17 protein-coding genes are annotated in these 22,776 nt (G+C 51.9%); 7 read left to right on the top strand and 10 right to left on the bottom strand.

The window, feature by feature from the left end; all coding sequences use genetic code 11:
* Window positions 1–124: 124 nt before the first annotated feature.
* From JW953_04705 to JW953_04660, 10 genes are all read right to left on the bottom strand, one after another.
* Window positions 125–3,253 carry a SpoIIE family protein phosphatase gene (locus tag JW953_04705; protein ID MBN1991980.1) on the bottom strand — a complete coding sequence of 1,043 codons (3,129 nt, stop codon included), beginning with the start codon at window positions 3,251–3,253 and terminating at the stop codon, window positions 125–127.
* A 168-nt stretch (window positions 3,254–3,421) separates the two neighbouring features.
* The gene (locus tag JW953_04700) at window positions 3,422–4,813 is read right to left on the bottom strand and encodes a cobyrinate a,c-diamide synthase (GenBank protein ID MBN1991979.1); all 1,392 of its coding nucleotides are present in this window, start codon (window positions 4,811–4,813) and stop codon (window positions 3,422–3,424) included.
* Window positions 4,810–5,688: a dihydropteroate synthase gene (locus JW953_04695; protein MBN1991978.1), complete on the bottom strand. Its 879-nt coding sequence runs from the start codon at window positions 5,686–5,688 to the stop codon at window positions 4,810–4,812. The genes JW953_04700 and JW953_04695 overlap by 4 nt, the downstream gene beginning before the upstream one ends.
* Before the next feature lie 183 nt (window positions 5,689–5,871).
* Window positions 5,872–6,954 carry a glucose-1-phosphate thymidylyltransferase gene (locus tag JW953_04690; protein MBN1991977.1) on the bottom strand — a complete coding sequence of 361 codons (1,083 nt, stop codon included), beginning with the start codon at window positions 6,952–6,954 and terminating at the stop codon, window positions 5,872–5,874.
* 21 nt (window positions 6,955–6,975) lie between these two features.
* On the bottom strand, window positions 6,976–7,782 hold the full coding sequence (locus tag JW953_04685; protein MBN1991976.1) for a hypothetical protein: 807 nt from the start codon (window positions 7,780–7,782) through the stop codon (window positions 6,976–6,978).
* A gap of 1 nt (window position 7,783) precedes the next feature.
* Window positions 7,784–9,136: a hypothetical protein gene (locus JW953_04680; protein ID MBN1991975.1), complete on the bottom strand. Its 1,353-nt coding sequence runs from the start codon at window positions 9,134–9,136 to the stop codon at window positions 7,784–7,786.
* A 30-nt stretch (window positions 9,137–9,166) separates the two neighbouring features.
* On the bottom strand, window positions 9,167–9,820 hold the full coding sequence (locus JW953_04675; GenBank protein MBN1991974.1) for a CpsD/CapB family tyrosine-protein kinase: 654 nt from the start codon (window positions 9,818–9,820) through the stop codon (window positions 9,167–9,169).
* 446 nt (window positions 9,821–10,266) lie between these two features.
* The gene (gene gatB, locus JW953_04670) at window positions 10,267–11,715 is read right to left on the bottom strand and encodes an Asp-tRNA(Asn)/Glu-tRNA(Gln) amidotransferase subunit GatB (protein ID MBN1991973.1); all 1,449 of its coding nucleotides are present in this window, start codon (window positions 11,713–11,715) and stop codon (window positions 10,267–10,269) included.
* Between the two features lie 111 nt (window positions 11,716–11,826).
* Window positions 11,827–13,455, bottom strand: coding sequence for a hypothetical protein (locus tag JW953_04665; protein MBN1991972.1), 1,629 nt, complete (start codon window positions 13,453–13,455; stop codon window positions 11,827–11,829).
* Window positions 13,456–13,512: 57 nt separating this feature from the next.
* Entirely contained in the window at window positions 13,513–14,244 is a 732-nt protein-coding gene (locus tag JW953_04660; GenBank protein ID MBN1991971.1) for a hypothetical protein, read from the bottom strand.
* A 729-nt stretch (window positions 14,245–14,973) separates the two neighbouring features.
* Between JW953_04660 and rpoD the strand changes: the two genes are divergently transcribed.
* From rpoD to JW953_04625, 7 genes are all read left to right on the top strand, one after another.
* Window positions 14,974–16,188, top strand: coding sequence for an RNA polymerase sigma factor RpoD (gene rpoD / locus JW953_04655; protein MBN1991970.1), 1,215 nt, complete (start codon window positions 14,974–14,976; stop codon window positions 16,186–16,188).
* Window positions 16,189–17,232: 1,044 nt separating this feature from the next.
* Window positions 17,233–17,691 (top strand): LysM peptidoglycan-binding domain-containing protein, encoded by a 459-nt coding sequence (locus tag JW953_04650; protein MBN1991969.1) that lies wholly within the window; start codon window positions 17,233–17,235, stop codon window positions 17,689–17,691.
* Window positions 17,692–17,714: 23 nt separating this feature from the next.
* On the top strand, window positions 17,715–18,206 hold the full coding sequence (locus JW953_04645; protein MBN1991968.1) for a LysM peptidoglycan-binding domain-containing protein: 492 nt from the start codon (window positions 17,715–17,717) through the stop codon (window positions 18,204–18,206).
* Between the two features lie 303 nt (window positions 18,207–18,509).
* Window positions 18,510–19,433 carry a DnaJ domain-containing protein gene (locus JW953_04640; GenBank protein ID MBN1991967.1) on the top strand — a complete coding sequence of 308 codons (924 nt, stop codon included), beginning with the start codon at window positions 18,510–18,512 and terminating at the stop codon, window positions 19,431–19,433.
* 12 nt (window positions 19,434–19,445) lie between these two features.
* A complete protein-coding gene (locus JW953_04635) occupies window positions 19,446–19,787 on the top strand; it encodes a helix-turn-helix transcriptional regulator (GenBank protein MBN1991966.1) in 342 nt (113 codons plus the stop codon).
* 29 nt (window positions 19,788–19,816) lie between these two features.
* The gene (gene murJ / locus JW953_04630; protein MBN1991965.1) at window positions 19,817–21,487 is read left to right on the top strand and encodes a murein biosynthesis integral membrane protein MurJ; all 1,671 of its coding nucleotides are present in this window, start codon (window positions 19,817–19,819) and stop codon (window positions 21,485–21,487) included.
* Between the two features lie 133 nt (window positions 21,488–21,620).
* Complete coding sequence (locus tag JW953_04625) at window positions 21,621–22,640, top strand: LysM peptidoglycan-binding domain-containing protein (GenBank protein ID MBN1991964.1); 1,020 nt, start codon at window positions 21,621–21,623, stop codon at window positions 22,638–22,640.
* Window positions 22,641–22,776 lie beyond the last annotated feature (136 nt).

Genomic DNA, 22,776 nt, shown 5'->3' with positions numbered 1-22,776 from the left:
TTCAGCCAAGCAGGGGAAAATAGAATTTTGTGTAAGAATGAGGGGCAGAAGTATATTCTTGCCAGAGGGGTACAATAAACCTCAAGGCAAGGGCTATAGTTCATCGAGTGGCAATAGCACCAATCTATTTTTGCTTGATAACCAACAAGGTTAAATCATCATATAATTTTTGTTGGCCAATAAACTGCCGAACATCGGTTACCACCGCCTCTTTGATTACTTCGGCGGGTTGCGCCCAATGTTGGCCCACTACCGTGCATAGCCGTTCCAAACCGTAGAAATCTCCGGCTTTGTTCTCGGCCTCGGTAATGCCGTCGGAGTACAAGACCACCCCATCGCCGGACTGCAAATCAATGGACAACTCGTCTACAAACTGGCCAATGTTAGTGACCAACCCAACGGGAAAACCCAAATCCAGGGTATTTTGCAACTCTATCTGTCCCCCCTGGCGGACCACAATTAACTGCTCGTGTTGGCCGCTCAAGCGCATCCGGCCCATTTGGTTTTCCTGGGAGGTAGCATAGTCAAGCAAGGCCAACGATAGGCTTTTGTCTACCCTCATTCGTTGCAGGTTGGCGTGCAGCATGCGGTTGATAATGTCCAGAAACCGGATAGGGTCGTCAATGCCACTGGTCAGCAGGGTGCGCACAGCGGTTTGCAGCATGAGCATCACCACGCCGCTTTCCAGGCCATGGCCGGTCACATCGCCAATGCCAATTTTAACCGAGCCGTTATGTTTGAGCACGTCGTAATAATCCCCCCCCACTTCGTCCGCCGGTTCCATATAACCCGCAATATCCAATCCCTTGATTTGTTGTAGCTCTTCTTTGGTAGGCAAAAGCATCTGTTGCAAACGGCGGCTCACGTCCAATTCTGCCGTCATCCGCACGTTTTCAAATTTGAGCCGCTCGTTGAGGCTGGCAATTTCGGCGTTGGCCCGGTTGATCTGTTCAAATAAAGAGGCATTGTTCAGGGCTACGGCTATCTGCGCGGCCAGCGTGCTTTGGATCTGAATATCATCATCTGTAAAATAATTGATTTCATCGGCCTGCACGTCAAGCACACCCAACACATAATCACCCACCATCAACGGCACGGCCAGTTCCGAGCATGTATCAGGTAATAACGGATTGGGCAACCAGTGGGGGGTTTCGCGCACGTTGTTAACGATAAATCCTTGACCCGTGCGGGCTGCCCGCGCAACCAATGATTGTTCCTGGCGGCGAGAAATGGACCACCCTTTGGCGATCATTTGTCGCCCCACTTGACCGGCTCCGGCGGCCAACACCAGATTTTCCCCGCTCTCGTCAAACAGATAAAGATGCGCGTGATACAGCCCAAAACTTTCTTTGGTCAGGTCAACCACTTTTTGCAGCAGTTCGGTTGTATCCAAAACCGTGGAAACCGTGGTACTGACTTTGGCCACGGTTTGCAATTGCCGGAACCGCTTTTCCTCTTGTTGCACCAGGAGCGCGCCTTTCAGGGCGCTGCTAATCATCCCCCGCAGGGTGTCATAAACTGAGGTCAACCGATCAATCAGGACTACGGCCCCCATTTCAAATAGAACAAAGCCTATTTGCTGGTCCTGAAAATAGAGGGGTTCAACCACATAGTTATACCGTCGGTCTGGGGGCAGCATGCCCGGCGGCGCCAATTCCCGCGCCGGAAAACGAAGCCCTTCAGGGGGTAAATCAATCCGTTTTGGCGCGGCAGGGTTTGCAGCGTCGTAGGCCAACATCAGCCGCGCCCATTCGTCAGGCGCTGCCGGGTCTTCAAATAAGGCCAGGTAGGCGCTGGGAATGGGCAAAGGCGGCAAGCCTTCCGCCAGGATATCCATCAGCTTGGTCATGTCAAAGGTGGTGATCAAGGTTTGGCTGAACCTGTCCAGCCTCTGGGTTCGTTGTTCGGTTTGCACCATTTGGAACATGACGACCTGCTCGGCCGTTTCGCCAATCACCACGCGAGCCTGTTGCCACAGACTATCGGCCAGAACAAGGTCATCATTGGCCAGATAAGGGCGCAGGTGACGTTGCAGCACCGAAATGGCCCTTTGCCAGGCGGTTACGCCGCGATTTGCATGCCTGGCCTGGCGTAATACTCTGTCCAATTCCTGCAAAAAAACGTTCGGCGTTTCCTCTTTGTTTGCGGCCATAAGCGCGGCGGCAAAGGCATCCAGTAACTTTTCGGCCCATTCCGACATCCTGGCAGGTTCAACTTCCGTGAAGATGGGAGCTATTGCTTTTAATATGGCGGTAAGAATGTCATCCCGTTGCTTAGAAAAAACAGCCTCAAAGCCCTCATCTACCGGCACTACCCGCTGCACAACGGCTTGCCTGGCCGCCAGGGAAGAACAACCGCACGATTGGCGGATAATCATTTCTGATTGGAGCGTGACCAGTTGAGGCACTTCTTCACCCTGGCCTTGAGCCAGCACCATCTCGGCCGCTTTACGTCCCATTGCAGCCAGGGGTCGCCCCACGGTACTCAGGGGAGGAGGAACAACCCGATTGACCGTTCCGTCGCCAATGCCCACAATGGCCACATCGCCCGGCACATGGATATCCCTGGCTTCCAACACCTGCAAAGCGCCTATCGCGGCCAAATCATTGGCGGCCACAATGGCTTCAAAGGTAACATTTCGGTCGAGCAGCATCTGCATAGATTTCATGCCGGCCTCAACCTGGTAGTCACCCGGCACCACCAGGGCCGGGTCAAGGGGCAGGTTATGTTTGGTCAGAACTTCGGCATAAATCTGGTAACGCTGCTTGGCTTCCAGGTTATGTTGAGGCCCTTGCAGAAACGCAATCCGGCGGTAACCGTGGTCAACAATCAGGTGGGTGATCAGGTCTTGCAGCCCTTTTGTATCATCAATGATAACGCTGGGAATGCCTTCCAACTTTTCCAACACATTCACCACCGGCAAGGGCGCATACCGGCGACAAAAAGCCGTAAACTCTGCGGTGGGCACGTACGAGCCGATACTGCTGGACACCATGATCAGCCCATCAATCCGTTCCGGGCTGACCAAATTATAGATAATATTGCCCTGGGCCTCAAAATTTTGCCCCGGATTGCGCACGGCTTCGCCCACGTACATTATAAAATTAGCCCCGCATTCCCCGGTAACTTCAGTTACCCCGGCCTGGATGGTGGCATGGAACTCGCCAAGACTCTTGACAAATAGGCCAATGGTCGGACGTTTAGGCTGTAGGCCGGTTTGTTTTTTATGGTCAGGTTTTTTGCTCTTCATCATCTGGTTGCCTCATTGTTGTTGAAATTTTTTAGGCAGAGGCTATTTTGGGGATAGACTCAGGTCAAAACTGGCTTTGATCAAACAAGCCACACTTGATTCTAATCTTATTGTACCAGACATTTGGGTTGAATCAATCCCCAGATTTTGGTACTTTTTAGTCACAACTTTTTATAGACTTATCCTGCCCAAACGCGCAAAACGAACCGCCAATTCCGGCTTGCTCCAAAAATGGAGATGCACGTAAGAGGCCCAGAGATTGTCGAAGTAAGCGCCTTCTGGTTGGGGTTCTCCCTGACCGGCGGCAGGGAGTAAATGATAAGTGGGGGGTAACTCAGAGGGACGGCCTGACCACTCAGAATAGTGAAACTCGTGGCCGCGCACCGTTTCGCCTGCCGCTAGCAACCAGGAATCATTGGCCGCCCGGGCCAGCCGGTAACCCAGGGTGAGGCGGCGTTCGGTCATCACCGAATGGCCCGGCAGCAGGCCGACCATGGGGTATTTTTGTCCGGCCAGGTCGGTGATGGATTCGGTGAGGTACATCAGGCCGCCACATTCGGCGTAGATGGGGATTTTGCGCGCATGGGCCTGGCGCAGCGCCCGCCGCAACTCAACATTGGCCGATAGTGGGGCGGCGTACAACTCCGGGAAACCGCCGCTCAGGATAATGCAGCCGGCGGCCGGGGGCAAGCCAACATCGTGCAGGGGGCTAAAAAAGGCAAGTTCGGCCCCGGCAGCGCGGAGTAAATCCAGGTTGTCCTGGTAAGTAAAGTTGAACGCCTCATCCCGCGCCACGGCGATGACCGGAGCGTCGCCCGCAACCGGCGGCTCAATTGGCAAAATATTAGACAGGTTTGGCGCGGGCAAAGGGGGCGCTTGCCGGGCCACGGCCAGCAGGTGATCCAGGTCAAGATAACGTTCAACCTGCGCGGCGGCGGCATCAATAAAAGCCTGCCAGCGCCCGGGTTCGGCGGTGGGCACCAAACCCAGGTGCCGTTCGGGGATTTCCAGGGCGGCGTGGCGGGGCAGCCAGCCAAACACCGGCCGGCCGGTGGCCTGTTCAATGGCCGCGGCCACGCCCTGGCCATGGCTGTCGCTGCCAACTTGGTTGACCACAAACCCGGCCAGCGGCAAGTCCGGGTCAAACTGCGCATAACCCAGAGCCATAGCCCCGGCGCTGCGGGCCATTTTACCGGCGTCCAGCACCAGCACCACCGGAGTATCTAAAAGTTTGGCAATCTGCGCCGTGCTGCCGGTTTCGTCCTGGTAGCTAAAACCATCGTACAGCCCCATCACGCCCTCAACAATCGCCAGGTCAACTAGGCTGGCGGCATGGGCAAATAGCGCCTGCACATAATTTGGGGGAACCATCCAGGTGTCCAAATTGCGGCAAGGACGGCCGGCGGCCAGGGTGTGGTAGGTGGGATCAATATAGTCCGGGCCGGCCTTGAACGGCTGTACGGCCAGGTCGCGCCGGGCAAAAGCGGCAATCAAGCCTGCGGTGAGGGTGGTTTTACCAACCCCACTGTGTATTCCCGCAATGGTCAGCCTGGCCCGGTTCAAGGTTGGGCTGCCACGGCCTTTTGCCGCCGGCGATAGGCTTGCAGCCAGCGCATGGCGTATTCGTCCCGGCCCAGGGCCAGGTCGGCGGCTAAAACGGCGGTGATAATTTCCGTGACTAGGGGGTTGGTGATGGGGCAGGTTAGGCCCGCCTTTATGGCCATAGCCATAAAGGCGGCGTTGATGTATTTACGATCAGGCAAGCCAAAGGAAACGTTGCTGGCGCCCATGGTGATGTTGACCCCAAATTCCTGCACCACCAACTCAATAGTTTCCAGCGTAACGCGACCCGCATCACTATCGGAGCCTATGGTCAGGGTGAGGGGGTCAATCACAATGTCTGCCGGAGCGATACCCAGTTGGCCGGCCCGCTCGATGATTTTGGCCGCCACCGCCAGCCGCGCGGCGGGGGTGGCCGGGATGCCGTTGTCGTCCATGCACAGACCAATCACGGCGGCCCCGTGCTCTTTAACCAGGGGCAATACCGCCGCTAATGATTTCTCCTCGCCGTTGACCGAATTTACCAGAGCCTTGCCCTGGTAAATTGAGAGGGCGTTCTCCAGGGCTTTAGGATTGGCCGTGTCAATACACAGGGGTACATCGGTTTCGGCCATGACCGTGCGCAAAACCTGTTTTAGTAGCTCCGGTTCGTCGGCGTCGGGCACCCCGGCGTTAACATCAAGAACGGCAGCGCCGGCCGTAACTTGCGCGGCGGCATCCTGGCGCACCAGCTCAAAGTTGCCTGCTTGCAAGGCCGCCAATACGGTCTTACGGCCTGTTGGATTGATCCGCTCGCCAATGATAACGGTGGGGTTGTCCCGGTTGATTTCCACAGTTTGAGTGGCTGATGAAAGCGTGGTGGTCAGGCTTTTGGTCATGTTTGCCTCCAAAATTAAATTTTTACGACGAACGACCCACGACGAACGACCAACAATATCTGTGCCACTTATTTATGGGCCGTTCGTCGGTTGTCGGTTGCCGACCCTTATCAGGATACCGGAGAATTGGCTGAAGTGAATGGATTTTGTGGCAATTGTTTGTTTAATTTGGTCTGAAATTAGTTACTCTCCGCCGTTGCCCAAAAGGCCCAGGTGCGAGTTATCGCCCAGGGTAAATTTGTAGGCCCGGGGGCGAATGGGCGAGCGATGCACCACCACATTCCGCCCAATCAGGCTGTCTTCAATGCGGTGGTTGATGTTACGAATCTGGCTGTGCTCCAATACAATGGAGCGGGAGATTTCGGCGTTTTCAATCAGGCAGTGATGGTAGATGCTGGTAAAGGGGCCAACGTAGGCGTTGATAATGCGGGTCTCTTTGCCAATAATGGCCGGGCCGCGCACCACGCTGTTGATGATTTCCGCGCCTTGTTCCACCGTTACCCGGCTGTCCACTTCGCTATCGCGGTCAATGTAACCCTCAACAGTGGGGGTCAGTTCTTCCAATACCAGGCTGTTGGCCTCCAGCATGTCGCCGGGCGCACCCGTATCAATCCACCAGCCCCGGTGGACGTAGGCATGAACGTTATGGCCGGCATCAACGAGCCATTGAATGGCGTCGGTAATTTCATATTCGCCGCGCCAACTGGGGGTGATGGCTTTGACGGCTTCAAAAATGTGCTGATCAAACATGTAAATGCCCACCAGGGCTAAATCGCTGGGCGGCTCTTTGGGCTTTTCAATGAGTTTGACAATCCCCCCTTTGTCGTCGAGAACAGCCACTCCGTACTCCTGGGGCCGGTCAACGCGGGTCAACACAATCTGCGAGTTGTAATCGCTGTTGGCAAACTCGGCAATGAGGGGGCTGATGCCTCCTTCAATTACATTATCGCCCAAAAACATCACAAAACGGTCCTGGCCCAAAAAATCCTCTGAAATTTTTACCGCGTGGGCCAAACCCAGTGGCGCTTCTTGGGGGATGTACGTGATGTTGACGCCCCACTGCCCGCCCTGGCCCACTGCCCGCTCTATGTCGGGGGCGGTATCGCCAACCACAATGCCAATGTCGCTAATGCCGGCATCGCGGATAGCCTCAATCACCCGCACCAAAACGGGTTTATTGGCCACGGGGATAAGCTGTTTGGCGCTGGTATAGGTGAGCGGGTACAGGCGAGTGCCTTTGCCGCCGCTTAAGATTAATCCTTTCATGGATTAACTGTCTCCTTATTTTCAAATATCATCTTCAAATATTGGTGGTGGGTCAAACAAGGTTAAAGAATCGCTGATGATAAAAATATCTTTGAGTTCCGTCTGATTTAGAAAGTCAATTGCTTCGGGGATAGCTTCAAATTCATAAGATTGCACTTCGCCCAGATTAGAGTGGAATTCAAGGACAACTTTACTGATTTGGCGTTCAACTGTGTCGTCAAGAATATTCAATACAAGCATTTCTAATTCAGCTTTGATATCGTTGACCATTTCTACGCCAATATTCGCTCGCTGGTCATTACTTAACCTCAAGTATCTTTGCCATGAAACAATTGCGCTTTCTCTATCTTTTTCGTCCCAGTCAAAATCAATATCATGTTGGGCCAGCAAATCACAGATACGACTAAAAGGGATAAGAAAAATATTGATATCGTGGCTTTTCATCATGGTGATGGATGATGAACTCCAATTCCCGGCCAAAACGGCGATGGAACTTCTGATGCTGGCGTATCTCCTCCGTAAAGCGGGGTGAGCCGTACAGACCCAACTGCCTTTATCGCGGTTGTGCTTTTTATACCGGATATATTTTGACTCGATAAGAATCACAGGCTGCATACTTTCATTGGCTATAACCGCATCCACATTGTAAGCAGTGCCAAATTTATCATACATTAAAAGTTTTTTTCTATTCTTGAAGGGGCTTTTACTGATGAAATAAAAATTTTGACTTTCAACGAGGTCGGTTAAAAAAATATTTAACGCCTTTTCCATCTCGGCACCAATTGCCTCACCGAGCGCGCTACCGGGGTTTTGGATGTCGTTATTCATCTTAATTTTTGGTCAGGGTAACGATAGATTCTCTTAGCAAAACATTATGCCGTTGGGGATTATCTTTCCATTTCCCGCCACGGGTGCGCAATACATCTATTGTGTATCGGTCAAAACCAATATCTACGCCGATTTGGCCAATTAGTTCATCGGTAGGGATGTGAACGCCATAAGGCGCAGAATCGCCTAACACAAAAATGGCCCTATGACCCGGTTTTAATACCCTAAATACATCCGAAATAATTAAAAACATATCGTTGAAATAACCTGAAACAAGATGGTCATAACTCTTTTTGCCGCCTTTGGTTAAGCGAATTTGACTGAGTTTAGATACGGCGTCAGAGAGAAATCCAAAAATTTTCGGGGAGGCTTTTTGTAGATTCTTGGATAAATTGTATTTGGGGTCATTTCTGGAGATTTGGGTGGTAGCAGAAGTAATCAGCTTGGCGCGGACATTTTTGGTGATATCGCCCCAGGTTTTGGCCTCGCCAAAGAAATAAAGTTCAAGCCGGGTGCGGTCGGCATAATCAAAATTATTAAGATAGGGTGGGGAAGTAAAAACAAAATCAACCGACTCTTCAGGAATCTGGGCGGTGGTATTACGGGAATCGGCATTGAAAATTTTGTGAAATGACCATTGGTAATCTTGCTCTGCTTCATTGACAGTGATTTCTATATCATCTAACATCTGCCAAATTTGCCTGGAAAATTCAAGCAACGCATCTTTATTGAGAGAGGTTGACTTTTGTTTTTTGGGCGCGACATAAGGCCAGCCGGTAGCCGCCGTGGAAACTTGACGGAGGATATTGGTTAAACCGACAAAAAGAAAATCCGTGACGTCGGGGGCAAAATCACCCTCGCTTAAAGCATTACGCAGAAATAACAAGTCTAACAAGGTCTTATCTTCGTAACACTTTAATACCAATTCTGGAAACTCAGTTTGCAGGTAGTCATGAAGATCGCCAGAGAAATGGTTTCGGGCTTTGCGAACCATTGTCTCAATTTTGGAGATCGCATCAATAACTGCTCTTCGATTTATATCCCAATTAAGTTTAACTTTAGCTACTTTAAAAACAAACGGATGCGCTTCAACACCATAAGAATTGACCCCTAACTTCTTGGCGGTCACATTTGTTGTGCCTGATCCCATAAACGGGTCATAAACAACCTTGCCGGGGGTAATATGGTTATTTTTGAGACTGGTTTCAACTGCCTTATATGAAAATCCGGCCGGGTAAGTAAACCAACTATGAATAGGGGCGCGTAGACTATCTTTGAAAGTGCCCCATTCTTCAGTATTGGTTATTTCTTCCTCTTCTTCAATAATAAATAATGGCAGTTGTTTAGCGTACATCCATGCTTTCTCTAATTTTGGCGTATTATTTTACGTATATTGTAAAGCGCCATCGGCCCGGGCGTTGGTCAACACGGCCCCAATCAAACGGGCGTTGACTTTTTCCAGGCGATCTTTGGCGGCTTTCACGTAATCCCGCTTGGTGCTGCCTGCGCTAACAATCAACAACACCCCATCCACAATTGAAGCCAGCAAGGAGGCATCGTTTACGGTAATGAGGGGCGGCGCATCAAAAATTACCATTTCGGCCATGTCGGCCAGGTGAGCCAGCACAACGGCCATTTTTTTTGAGGCCAATAGCTGGCTGGGAATGGGAGGGAGGGGCCCGCTGGTCAGCACCCGCAAACTGGTGTTGGGGACAGTTTGTAAAGACGGCGTTTTAAAAGTCTCGTCATTTCTGAAGAGACTGGTGAAGCCGTGTTCGTTTGACAGGTTGAAGAGAGTGTGCTGCATGGGGCGGCGTAGGTCGGCGTCAACCAGAATAACAGGACGGTCGCCGTCGGCCATAGCTACGGCCAGGTTGGCCACCGTGATGCTTTTGTCGTCGGCAGGCGCGGGCGAGGTGACCAGCAACGTTTTTAGTTGTTCGTCCACGCTGGAAAACTCAATATTGGTGCGCAAGGTGCGATAGGCTTCCGCCGCCGTTGAACGAGGGTTGGTTAAAGTGACAAGTGTGTCTGACATAATTTAATCTCTAATCCCTACTTTTTTTGAGTTTATTACCGGATATGTGGCTATTTTGACAATGCTAGATTACTATGTCAAGTAAATACGCCGATATTAGATAACATAACGATTTTTAGTCGGTTCAGGAGTCCAGAGCTTGCTCTGGAATCAGCTTTTCCCAAAGCAAGCTTTGGAATCCTTTTTTCTTTTACCTTGTTTTTGCGCAGAGGCGGGTTTTATTGTTTTTGTTGCCATAATCCAACTTGACGTAATAATGTAACATTGTCAAACTATTCACCTTGCCATGTCATTGACCGTCATTTTGAGGCCAGAGGCCAAAAAATCTCCATGCGGCCCTGCTTTGCTTCGTTTTTGATATACTGCATGGAGATTCTCCGCTCGTTCCTCGCTCAGACCTGTCCTGAGCGCAGCCGAAGGAATGATATGACCTGAATAGCTACGGCTTATTTTTGCAACTGCTCGCGCAGCATTTGCTCGGCCAATTGGGGATTGGCTTTGCCCCGCGTAACCCGCATCACCTGCCCCACCAAAAACTGAATAACGGTGTCTTTGCCGCCTTTGAACTGCTCCACCGGCCCCGGGTTGGCCGCAATCACCTGCTGGGCAATGCCGGCCAGTTCGGCGGTGTTGCTGATCTGCTGCAAGCCCAGTTCTGCCACTATCTTTTGGGGCAAACGGCCGGTTTCAAACATGACCCCAAAAACCTGTTTGGCCGCCGGCCGGTTGATAGTGTTGGCGTTGACCAGCTCAATCAGTGTAACCAGGTGTTCCGGTTTGATTTTGAGTTCGCTTACATCCGTGCCGCTTTCGCCCAACAGGCGGAACAGTTCGCCCGAGACCCAGTTGCTAATGAGTTTGGGTGTCACCTCCGCCGACTGGCCAGCGGCTTTGACCACGTTATCAAAAAATGTAGCAATGGCCGCATCTTCAACCAGAATGGCTGCCTCTTTGGGGGTCAGACCAAAATTTGTGGTGTATCGAATTAACTTGGCCTCGGGTAATTCAGGCAGCCTGGCCTTGATCTCCTCGACCCAAGCCCGGTCCAATTCCAGCGGCGGCAAATCCGGCTCCGGGAAGTAGCGGTAGCCGGTATCGCCCTCTTTGCTGCGCTGCAAAAAAGTGACGCCGCGATTTTCGTCCCAGCCGCGGGTGGTCTGCTCAATCACGCCGCTTTCATTTAGTACTTTGAGCTGGCGCTCAATCTCGTAGGCAATTGAGTTACGCACCGCGCGGAACGAGTTGAGATTTTTGATCTCCACCTTGGTGCCCCACTCGCCCGTGGCCATATCTTGCAACGACAGGTTGACCTCGCAGCGCATGGCGCCTTTTTCCATATCGCCGGTGCTCACGCCCAGGTAACGCACCACCTGGCGCAATTTGGTCACGTAGGCATACGCTTCCTCCGCCGAGTGAAGGTCGGCTTCGGTCACTATCTCCATCAGGGGCACTCCGGCCCGGTTCAGGTCAACCAGGCTGTGGTCATTGACGTGCGTCAATTTGCCGGTGTCTTCTTCCAGGTGGACCCGCCGGATGCGGATACGTTTGGGCGTATGGTTTGCTTCAGTTTCAAGGTTAACGTAGCCGTTCACGCAGAGAGGCAATTCGTATTGGGAAATCTGGTAACCTTTGGGCAGGTCGGGATAAAAATAATTTTTGCGGGCAAAAACATTGTGCAATTGAATGTGGCAATGTAAGGCCAGGCCGGTCATAATGGTATATTCCACCGCCCGTTGATTAATTACCGGCAGCACGCCCGGCATGCCCAGGCAAACCGGGCAGACATTGGTATTGGGCGGCACGCCAAAAAAGTCGGCGCTGCAACCGCAGAACATTTTGCTCTTGGTATTCAGTTCAACATGCACTTCCATGCCAATGACGGGTTGGTATTTCACGGGTCATCCCTCTGGCGCTATTTTGGTTTGCCCAAACGCCAACAGATTATAATCAATAATTGGGATTGGGGCAATGTATGGGGGCAGGAGGGGGAACAGGTGCACCCGCCGCTATTCCTCAAAGGGGATAACGGTTTGTTTAAAATAGCCGGGGTAATAGGTAAAGATCACGTCGTAGCTGGCCTGATCGCCGGGGGCCAGGTTGGGGGGAGAGACGTAGGCAAAATTCACGTTGATCACTCGATGGTCCCGGCCGTAAATAACGGCCGCTACTTTGGTGCGTTTGGCAATGGTGTTGCCTGTATTTTGAATAATGCCCTTGACGTGAAAGAAGCCTGCCTCATCCTCGAAACGCCTGGTTTCCACTACCGCCAATTGGGGTTTTGGTTTGGCCGCCACAGGGCGAGCCGTGGCCCGCAGGCTGTAGGAAGCCAGGCCGGTGGGCCGGGTCAGAGTAATCAGGAAGGGAGCAGTTTCGCCGGGCGGGATGGCCTCAAGCAAGGCCAGGCCGTGGGCCACGTCAATCACGGTGCCAACGGCATCGTAGAAGGTAACGGTGATATTGGTTTCTCCGACCTCTTGCCGCGAGTCGTTGCGCACCTCGCCGGCAATGGTGAGAGTGTTGAAGTTATCGGTAAAATTGTGATCGCTGACCAAACCCAAAAGGATGGTATCAGGTGATAGGGTGGTGGAGTCGGCAGTTACGCCAAACGTTGAGGAATCGGGTTGATGAGTCAGGGTGTCGCTGACGGACGGGTTGGCCGGGGTTTTGACCGTAACTTGAGCAAGAACAATCTCCTGGTCAGGTTCCAGGTGGGTCAGGCGATAACGATAGGTCATGCCCGGCCGTAACATTTCGTCAACAAAGGCAGGCTGGGTGGCAGTGTGAGTTTTATAAACGTAAACGCCGTAGCCGGTGCCCATATCGCTGTAAAGGCGGTATTGCCTGGCTTTTTCCAGTGGCTCCCAACTGAGCGCGATACTGCCGTTGGTTAAAGGAATGGCCTGGATGGGCCTGGCCACGCTGGCCGGCGCTTGCTCGGCTTGGGCGAGCGGGTCAAGTGAATCATTTAAGGCGGCTGCGGCAATGGCCGTGGCCGGTGGGGCGGGTGTCACGGTAAAGGTAGGCGTGGGCGATGGGAGACGGGTGGGCGTAGAACTGGGTGTAAACGTGGCGGTGGCGCTGGGTCGAGGGGTATGGGTTGGCGTTGGCGTGCCGGTGGGTCGAGGGGTAGAGGTAGGCCGGCGGGTGGTCGAGGCGCTGGGTCGAGGGGTATGGGTTGAGGTGGCGGTAGGCGTGGCGGTGGGCAATGGCGTACTGGTGGCAGTAAGGGTATGGGTGGGTGTAGCGGTAGGAGGGGGAGTGTTGGTTGGGCTGGGCGTTGGGGTTGGCGTAGGAGTGGGTGGCGGGGTAGGAGTAACCGTTGCTTGGACCGTGGGAGTGGAAGTTGGGCTTGTCGGCGAGGGCAGCGGAGCCGGGGAAATATTGACCGGCGGAATGGACGTAGGGGTAGCCGTAGCAGTGTTTATGATTTCGTTCAAACCGGCTGTTTCACCCTGGCTCAACGGCGACGGAAAGGGGGTGGCCGAGGGCGCGGCGGTAATAGTTGGCCCGGGTAACGCTGATGCTGGGGTGGTGGGTAAGACGACCACCTGGGCCGGGGCGGGTGGGGGCACTCGCCAGAAATCATTGCTAATCACCACATAGGCCAATGCCCCCAAAACAATGCAGTTGAGCAACAACAAATATCCTAAAAATGCAATTTGCCAGGGCTTCCAACCTCGCATCTGTTTACCCTAACGGACCTTGGTAAAGATGACCTCAAACGAGTAATGGTAAAGCGAATTGGCCACGCCATTATCGTTTGCTGGGCAAAGTTCGTTGCGAGGAATATCGGGTGAGATGGGGCCGATAACCTGGCTTGACCCATCCATCACTTCCACAAAATATTCCCCCTTGAACATGGCAAAATCGGTCAGGCCGGGGTCTTCCATTTTGGTGCCGGTGATGATAATGGCCTCGCCGCCGCTGCCGCCGGGCCAAAAAACCCTAACCTTTACGTCGGGGAGGCCATTACCGGCTTGATCGCGCACATAAACAAAAATGTGGTGTTTGCCCTGGTTTTCGCAGGGCGTCAATTGGCGCACCGTGCCAATATAATCATACGCCGGGGTAGGCGTATGGGTGGGCACCGGCACGCTGGTGGCCCGGATAGGGCTGGGAGTGGGGATAAGGGTGGGGGTGGAGGTTTCGGTGGGAATGGGCGTAATGGTGGGGGTCCAGGTGGGAACGCGGGTGTTGAGGGGCGTAGGGGGGGGCAAATTGGTCGGCGTTGGGGTAAAGGTGGGGAAGGGGGTTCGCGTAGCCGGGGCCTGGGCCAGCACCCGTTGAAAACTGCCCGGCGATTGGACAGCCAGCAGCCAGATCAGTCCGCCCAACACCACAATATTAACCAACGTTAAGAGTGAAATCAAGACCGTCCATTGCTGGCTGGTGATGGTTGAAATTTCTCTCTTAAATTTGTTCATGACATCTTTGGGGCAGTTGGCCCGGCTGCCAATAAATTATATAGCGGGGATGGGTTGCTAGCGTCCTTATCGTCTGGCCTCAATAAAACTACAATAGGACCCCACCCCCGCTATAGTCTGGTTTATGCGACGAATTATTGGGCGGGGTTTTAGAAATTTTAATAATATCCACTTCAATTGCCGCCAGCCAAAATTCGTCGTTAAACAACAACTGTCACCTCTGTAAAAATGAGGAAGCGGAAAATCTAAGGTCTACAACTTTAACTTGACATATTCATTATATCATCCCTCATGTATTATGGCAAGTAAATTATGGAAAGTAAACAAGGCCTTGCGCCAAAAAATTTGTCAATTAAAATTTACTCTTTTGGTCTGATATTTCAGATTTATGTAAAAAAAGGGGGTTGACACGACCATTGGGCTATGATATAATACCGACGTTGTTCCAGTTATTTAGTGGTGACCCCATCAAACAGTAACTCACAGGCCAGGAGAAGCGTCTTACCTGGCTCATTCTTTGTAAGAGGAACTTAATTCTCCATTCTAGTAAATTTCCACACAGTTATTGATAGACGCAAAATTTGAGATAACCTCGCTATTATCTTTATTAACAATAACCATTTCTATTGAGCACAAGTACTCCTGTTGTACCTGAAAATCTGGATTAGCTGAATTTTATCTTCGTTTGTCTGGATGCAAAAATCGGGCGGCGTAGGATTTGAGGTGAGCATGATCGAAGAAAAAGTACAAGAATTAGAAGATTTTGAGATCTACGACCCAAAACAAAACAATGTATTAGACAATTTACTGAACAAAGCCACATCTTGTGGCTATCTTACCACCGATGACTTATTGGCCAGTTTTCCCGAAGCGGAAGACAATATGGCCCAATTGGAAGAGATTTTTATCCAATTGATCAATCAAGGCATCGAGGTGTATGCAGATGTCGAAGAAGCCGAAGAAGAACGACGTCTCAAAGAACAATCCCCTACTGAAATCCCTCTGCCTGCCATTGACCCTTTTGATTTAAGCGGCATTGCCGCCGACGATACCATCAGCCTTTATCTCAAAGAAATGGCCCGGGTGCCCCTGTTAGCCCCCGCCGAAGAAATTATGTTGGCCAAATCTTTAGAAAAAGGGCGAAGTGCGCTCAAGAAACTTAGAAAAAATTGTTCCGGCGAAGAGGAAACCCTCAAACTGCGCCGTTTTATTCGCGATGGTAATAAAGCCCGCGACCACTTGATAAAAGCCAATACCCGTTTGGTCGTAAGTATTGCTAAAAAATATATGGGGCAAGGTGTCCCTTTTTCGGATTTGATTCAAGAAGGCAACCTGGGCCTGATGAAAGCGGTTGAAAAATTTGACTACCGGCGCGGCTACAAATTTAGCACGTATGCCACCTGGTGGATTCGACAGGCCATCACCCGCGCCCTGGCCGACCAGGGCCGCACTATTCGTGTGCCGGTTCATATGAGTGATCGCATCCGCAAACTCCACCAAATTTCTCGCCAGCTTGAGCAAGTTTGGGGCCGCAAACCTACCCCCGAAGAATTGGCCGATTATATGGACCTGGACGCCTCCAAAGTGCGCTGGATGCTGCGGGTCAGCCGCCACCCCGTTTCTTTGGAGCGGCCTGTGGGTGAAGAAGAAGATAGTGAACTGGGCAATTTTATTGAAGATGAAGACGCCCCCACCCCTCCCGATACGGCTTTTCATCATCTTCTCCAGGAAAAATTGGAAGATGTGCTCAGTACCTTGACCCCGCGGGAGGCGCGCATTTTGCGTTTGCGTTTTGGTTTGCAAAATGGTCGCAGTTACACCCTGGAAGAAGTTGGCAAAAAATTTGGCCTCACCCGAGAGCGGATTCGCCAGATCGAGGGGCAGGCTTTACGCAAATTGCGCCATCCCCGCCGCAGCCGCCAATTGCGTGACTATCTGGGTTAAAACTTAACTTATTTGACGTTTTGGAATAAAGAATAGGGTAGCCAACAGCTACCCTATTTTTATGAGGGGTTAGGGGGTCAGCGTATAGATTCTGTAGTGTTAGCGTAATGTAAATTGTTATATATTATGTTATATTAAGTTCGCCGGATGTGACCAGCACAATGGTCATTTGGGTTTTCAGGTTACTTTGTTAACTTGGGCCAAAGGCATGTTCATCTTCTCCTCCTTTTTGGGAAACCCGGCCTACGGGCCGGGTTTCTTGCTTTAAAAAACTTCTTCTTGACCTTTTTCTAAACACGACATAATATAGGACAAAAGTCTATGACGTTATGTTAAATATCTCTTGAAACTAAAGCGATTCATTGATACAATAAGAAGTGCCTGGGATTTTGTTCATAAATAGCGCGGCCTAATATGCGTTTGTTATTTGTGGACAAAATTGGGACGTTGTTTTTAGACAACGCCTCATTGCTCTTTGACAACTACAAATAGTAGGATCATCGCAGGTCCTTTTTTTAATATTTAATTCGCAGGGAAGCGTTTGTATGAAGATAAACCAAAAGCCCAAGCCAATCAGTCAAACATCGGTTTGGGCTTTTTGTTTGGGTCAAGGAAGAGTTTCTGGCGAATTTTATTAGGTTACCTACATTATGGTAAGTTAATTTTTACATTATGTCTAATAAGGGTTGCAATTAAATAAAAGTACCGATATAATTGTTTTAACATAAAAGCTTTACATAGTAATAACCTGCCTTTGAGTTGGATGCAAAGGCTGATGATAGCCCAAAATAAAAGAAATTCCTGAAAAAAGTCTGGAAGTTGCCTGAATCTGCGTTCAATTTTTCTGCTCCTGCAAAAAATTTAATAAGAACATTTTGGCATAATGGCTAAAGTTTGATGGACTGAGTTGCCGGAAATGGGGATGACCGGCGGCCGAGAGAAAGGAAAAGGATATATGTAGGGATTCCAGCTTTAAATTTTTACTAATTGGGGATGATTGAAGGGCCTATGTATGGTCAAAAACTAGTTGTATAGGAGGAAAACGTGAAAAAAGTATTACCTATTCTCAAGATAATTTTACCCATTGTCTTGACCGTTGTTTTACTGCAAATGGTTAGCGTGCCCGATAGCTATGCCGCCCCACCGGCCAGCGGCGGCATGTATCACACTGTCCGGTACGGCGAGACCCTTTTTAGCATTGGCCGGATTTATGGAGTCAACCCCTATTCTATTGCCAGTGTTAATGGCCTGGCCAACCCGGATTGTATTTATGCCGGACAGGTATTGTACATCCCGTCCGGCGACGGTTGGTCCGGTTGTGGGAGGTGTGGCTGTGGTCAGCCTTGTCCACCTCCTGCCCCTAGACCTTCTCCTTGCCGTTATCCCGGTTGTTACCCTAGTTATGGCCATGGCTACGACTACACCGGCTACTATTATTGGAACAACTATCCCACTTATAGACGATATAGCTACACCTGTGGCTACTACCACAATTGCTACTAGGTGACAGAGGTGAAACTATGAAAATGCATATCAAAAAACCCTTGTTCATTATCATCCTGGCAATAATGCTGCTGGTCCTGTCCGTGCCGATGGCCTCTGCTTCAGGCGGCGCTTACCACACCGTGCGGTATGGCGAAACACTTTTTAGCATTGGCCGTTATTATGGGGTAAATCCCTACTACATTGCCGAGGTCAATAATCTGTATAATCCCAATTACATCTACGCCGGGCAAGTGCTGTATATTCCTACCGGCGGTTATCCGGGCGGTCATCCCGGCGCAAATCATTATGTAGTGAGATATGGGGATACGCTTACCAATATTGCCTATCGGTATGGGGTTAGCCCTTGGGCTATTGCCAAGGCCAATCATATCTATAATATGAATTGCATTTATGCCGGCCAGGTGCTCTACATCCCTACGGGGTATGGCTGCTATCAGCAGCCCTGCGGCGATGGATACTACCCGTCCGGCGGCATGCCGGTGGTCGCCCCCCCCGTTATTGTGCCGTATTAAGATGGCGGGGAGTTGTGGCCAGGTCCAACCTGTTCAATAAGTCTTCCTATCAAAGAACCCCGCCTTAAATGGGTGGGGTTTTTGATTCGCCGGGGATTTTCACCCACAAAACGCCTGACCTGCTTTTGCCGAAATTTTTATTGCAAATATAATGCTTTTTGCTAACAGTAACTTGACACTATCTCTAGCAAGTTTATTGATAGAGGCCCGCTTAAGTTAGGCGATTAATCTTTATAGGCCAATACTTTAGCCGGATTACGTTGATTATCAAGCCAAATTTGGGCAGGGTGAGGAATAACTTACATGGAATTTAAGGATTATTATAAAATTCTGGATCTTGACAAAACCGCCAGCACCGACGAAGTAAAAAAAGCCTATCGTAAACTGGCCCGCAAATATCATCCAGATGTTAACCCCGGCGATAAAAAAGCCGAAGAGAAGTACAACCAAATTGACGAAGCCAATGCCGTGCTAACCGATCCTGACAAACGGGCCAGGTACGACCGCCTGAACGCCAGTTGGCACGCTCACCAGCGTTCTGGAGCCACGGGCGATTTTGATTGGGGACCGTGGGTGAGCGGCCTTGACCCCGACGGCAGTCCTGTTGATCTCAAGGAGATTTTAAGCAGCCTCAACAAGAGTCGCCCTGGCGGTTTTTCTGACTTTTATGAAGTCATCTTTGGTAGCCCAGAGCCGGCTGCCCCAACTGCCCGGCAGGGGCAAGATTACCACCAGGAAATTGAAATATCCCTGGAAGAAGCATTTAAAGGCGCTTCCCGCATTTTAAATATTGGCGGCCGGCGGATAAAGGTAAGAATTCCCAGGGGGGCTAAAACCGGCACCAAAGTTCGCGTCCGCGGCGAAGGAGGCGCAACTGAAGGGGATGGCTCCCGGGGAGACCTGTACCTTGACATCAAAGTTACCCCCCATCCCCTCTACGAGCAGGTTGGCGACGACCTCTATGCCGAATTGCCGGTAGATTTATACACCGCTATTTTGGGCGGCGAGGCCATTGTACCCACTTTTAGAGGCAAAGTGAAACTCAGAATTCCCCCCGAAACCCAATCGGGCCGCACCTTCCGGCTGCGGGGACAAGGTATGCCGCGCCTGGGCGAGCCTGACGAGCGGGGCGATTTATACGCCAAGGTCATGGTCAAACTCCCCGAAAACTTAACCCCGGAAGAAATAGAACTGTTTGAGGAATTGGCCGACATCCGCGGTTTATAACGAGACAACTTGATGTTTGACGATTACCCGCTAACCGAACAACCGATGTACGTGATCAGTGTGGCGGCCAAAATGGTGGGGCTGCATCCCCAAACGTTGCGCCATTACGAAAGCCAGGGCCTGGTCATCCCCAGGCGGAGTAACGGCAATGTCCGCCTCTACTCCCCGGCTGATATTGATCGCCTGCGCCAAATTATCAGGCTAACCGATGAATTAGGGGTCAATCTGGCTGGCGTGCAAATTATTTTGGACATGCGGGAACGGCTGGAGCGCCTGCAACTGGAAATGGACACCCTCCGCGCCGAAATGGAAGCCGAAATTAACCGTTTGCGCAAACGTTTGATTGAGGGATAAAACTTTATCCGTGTTGAGGGCTACCCTGATTGGAAATCAACAAAAATGAAGCGGCCCAGGGGCAAAATAAAAATCACCAGGCCGCTCCGCTCCCTGCGCAATTATCCCCTCTCCCCCCTACCCAACCTCCCCCGGCCACGGGCATGGCCCGCGCAGCTTCAATAATTGCGGCCGGCAACGTGACCAGCCGTATCTTGGGCCTGGCGCGTGAAATTGTTATTGCCAACCTGTTTGGCGCCACCGGCCTGGTTTCTGCCTTTCGCGCTGCTCAAATTATCCCCATCATGCTCTATGATTTGCTCATTGGGGGAATGGTGAGCAGCGCCCTGGTGCCGGTTTTCTCAGAACAGGCCGAGCGAGACCGAAACGCCCTGTGGCACCTGGCCAGCCTGGTGTTGAGTATGGCCGTGGTGGTGCTGGTGGTGGTCGTGCTTATAATGGAACTGGCTGCGCCGCAGGTCGCTTTTTTGCTGGTGGGTGGCTTTGATGAAGAGCTGTTGGCCGCCACCGCGCGCCTGATGCGCCTGACTACTCCGGCGGTGCTGTTTCTCAGCTTGTCGGGGATTATTACCGGCCTGCTTTACGCTTTAAAACGGTTTGCCTTGCCGGCTTTTACGGCGGCTATTTTTAACGCCACCATTGTAGTAGTAGCGCTAATTGGGGCGTTTGTTTTTAACTGGGGCATCGAGGCCCTGGCCATTGGCCTTCTACTGGGCGCATTTTTCCAGGTGGGGCTGCAACTCCCCGGCCTGCGCGATGCCCGCCTGCGTTTTGTGCTAAACATTCATCATCCTCACCTGCGGCGGATCGGTAAACTGTATCTGCCCGTTATTCTGGGCCTGGTCGTCAGCCAGGTGGCCATTGCCCTGGATCGTAACTTTGCCTCGCGCACCGGCGAGCAGAGCATTGCCTGGATGCAGTACGCCACCACCCTTATCCAATTCCCCCTGGGCCTTGTGGCCGCGGCCATCTCCCTGGCTATCTTGCCCACCCTCTCCCGCCTGGCTCTAGCCACCACCGACGCCCTGGCCGGCCTGGATGAGTTCATGAACACTCTGGCTACCGGCCTGCGGCTGGTGCTCATCCTCATCATCCCGGCCACTGTTGCTTTGTTTGTGCTGGCCAAACCCCTGATTGCCCTGATCTTTGAACATGGCGATTTTACTCCTTTTGACACTCAACAAACTGTGTTGGCCCTACGCCTCTACCTTATCGGCCTGACCTTTGCCGCCGTTGACCAACCCCTGATATTTGCCTTTTACGCCCGCCAAAACACGCTTACCCCGGCTTTGGTGGGCCTGTTAGGCGTTGGTTTTTATCTGATTGCGGCCTTACTGCCCACCCTGCTCCGCCCAATGCAAATGACCGACCTGGTTCTGGCTAACAGCATCCAACTGGCCGGCCACGCCCTGGTAATGATCTGGCTCATCCATCGCCAGGCTACTTTACGCGGACGAGGGCTTGGCCCAACCACGCTCAAAGCAATGGCAGCTTCGTTGGTAATGGGGATAGGTTTGTGGGCCGGTTTGCCCCTTTTGCAAAACCGGCTCCCGGGCCAGGGAGTTGGGGCTGAAATAACCCTGGTGGGCCTCTTAAGCCTGGCCGGCGGCGGCCTTTACTTTTTGGCGCTGGCGCTGCTCAAAACGCCGGAACTGGCTTTGTTAACTTCCCTGCTGCAACGGTTTTTACCCAAACAATGAATACCCCCTCGCATTGTCAGTCGAGTCAATCTGAGGTATAATGAATATATCAGATTCACTCTACAAGATGTTGTGCTTTTTTTTAATCTATCATACTATATATAGTGGCTCTCTTCATTATATAGGTTGACCCATGGATGACCCCCGGTACGACCCAGAATATGAATATGACGATTACGAGGATTACGGCCAAAGCGGAGTGACCAATGTGGGGCTGCCCGCCAGCCAATTGGCCCTGATTATTGGCGTGAACGCCGTTATCTCTCTGGTCATTAGTATCAGCGTGGTCCTGCTGGCCAACCGGCAGGCGCTGCCGGGCGACATGGCTGCCCTGCCCGGCGCAACAGATGAGTCCGGGGCCGAAGCGCAAACCGATGCCTTGCCGCCGGCTGAAGCAGGAGTTGAGGCGGAAGCTTCAGCCGAAAGCACGCCCATTCAATCCGTTACCTACCTTGTTGCAGCCGGCGACACCCTGAGCGGAATTGCCCAAAAATTTGCCGTATCTGTTTCCGACTTAATGCTGGCCAACGGCCTGACCAATCAAGATTTTATCCAGGTGGGACAGGAACTCATTATCCCGGTGGGCGGTCTGGCTACTCCCACGCCTACCTTCACCCCGGTCCCCCTACCCACCGACACCCCCCTGCCCTTTGACCCCCCTACCCCCCTACCCACCGACGCGCAAGTCCCACTTGAACCGGCGGCCACGGTTGGCCCATCTCCTACACCAAGCCACACTCCTACCCGCACGCCTACGCCTATTCCCACCTCTACCCCCGCGCCCTTTGGCGAAATCAACGTAGTGATCAATGAAGTTATTGGGCCGGGTGATTTTACCCGGGAAACCCTGGTCATTCTCAACAAGGGCGCCGGCGCCAGCCTGGCCGATTGGAAATTGGAAGGCTCCTCGTTGGGCATTTTTGTTTTTCCCGACATCTTCCTTTTCAGCGGCGGCAGTATCCGCATCCATACCCGGGCCGGTGAAAATACAGCCAGCGATCTTTATTTAAATCAAGGCGAGTCTGCCTGGCCGCCTGGCGCTACCATTTTCTTGCGGGATAACCAGGGGGTTGAGGTTTCCAGGTTTAGCGTGCCTTCAGCAGAAGCAACGCCCTCGGCAGAATCGTTCTCCTCGCCTACCGCCACGCCTTGATTGGCCGGAGCAAAATAAAAACTGCGCCAAGGGCAGTCTGTCTATGAAAAAAGGTAACCGTTCAGGGGGCAGGGGCTGTCGGCAGCAAAGACGGGGCTGGTCGGTTTCCATTGGCCGCATCACAGGCTTCCGTGAG

It is taken from the genome of Anaerolineae bacterium (assembly GCA_016931895.1).
Lineage (GTDB): Bacteria > Chloroflexota > Anaerolineae > 4572-78 > J111 > JAFGNV01.
Note: the sequence above shows the minus strand (reverse complement) of the source record. Positions and strands in the feature narration are given on the sequence as shown.

Bases quoted from the DNA above. Each gene is read 5' to 3' on its own strand.
- JW953_04675 (MBN1991974.1), bottom strand. From the start codon at position 9,820: ATGTCAGACACACTTGTCACTTTAACCAACCCTCGTTCAACGGCGGCG.
- JW953_04690 (MBN1991977.1), bottom strand. From the start codon at position 6,954: ATGAAAGGATTAATCTTAAGCGGCGGCAAAGGCACTCGCCTGTACCCG.
- JW953_04680 (MBN1991975.1), bottom strand. From the start codon at position 9,136: ATGTACGCTAAACAACTGCCATTATTTATTATTGAAGAAGAGGAAGAA.
- rpoD (MBN1991970.1), top strand. From the start codon at position 14,974: ATGATCGAAGAAAAAGTACAAGAATTAGAAGATTTTGAGATCTACGAC.
- JW953_04685 (MBN1991976.1), bottom strand. From the start codon at position 7,782: ATGAATAACGACATCCAAAACCCCGGTAGCGCGCTCGGTGAGGCAATT.
- JW953_04660 (MBN1991971.1), bottom strand. From the start codon at position 14,244: ATGAACAAATTTAAGAGAGAAATTTCAACCATCACCAGCCAGCAATGG.
- JW953_04695 (MBN1991978.1), bottom strand. From the start codon at position 5,688: ATGACCAAAAGCCTGACCACCACGCTTTCATCAGCCACTCAAACTGTG.
- JW953_04625 (MBN1991964.1), top strand. From the start codon at position 21,621: ATGGATGACCCCCGGTACGACCCAGAATATGAATATGACGATTACGAG.
- JW953_04640 (MBN1991967.1), top strand. From the start codon at position 18,510: ATGGAATTTAAGGATTATTATAAAATTCTGGATCTTGACAAAACCGCC.
- JW953_04645 (MBN1991968.1), top strand. From the start codon at position 17,715: ATGCATATCAAAAAACCCTTGTTCATTATCATCCTGGCAATAATGCTG.
- JW953_04705 (MBN1991980.1), bottom strand. From the start codon at position 3,253: ATGATGAAGAGCAAAAAACCTGACCATAAAAAACAAACCGGCCTACAG.
- JW953_04635 (MBN1991966.1), top strand. From the start codon at position 19,446: ATGTTTGACGATTACCCGCTAACCGAACAACCGATGTACGTGATCAGT.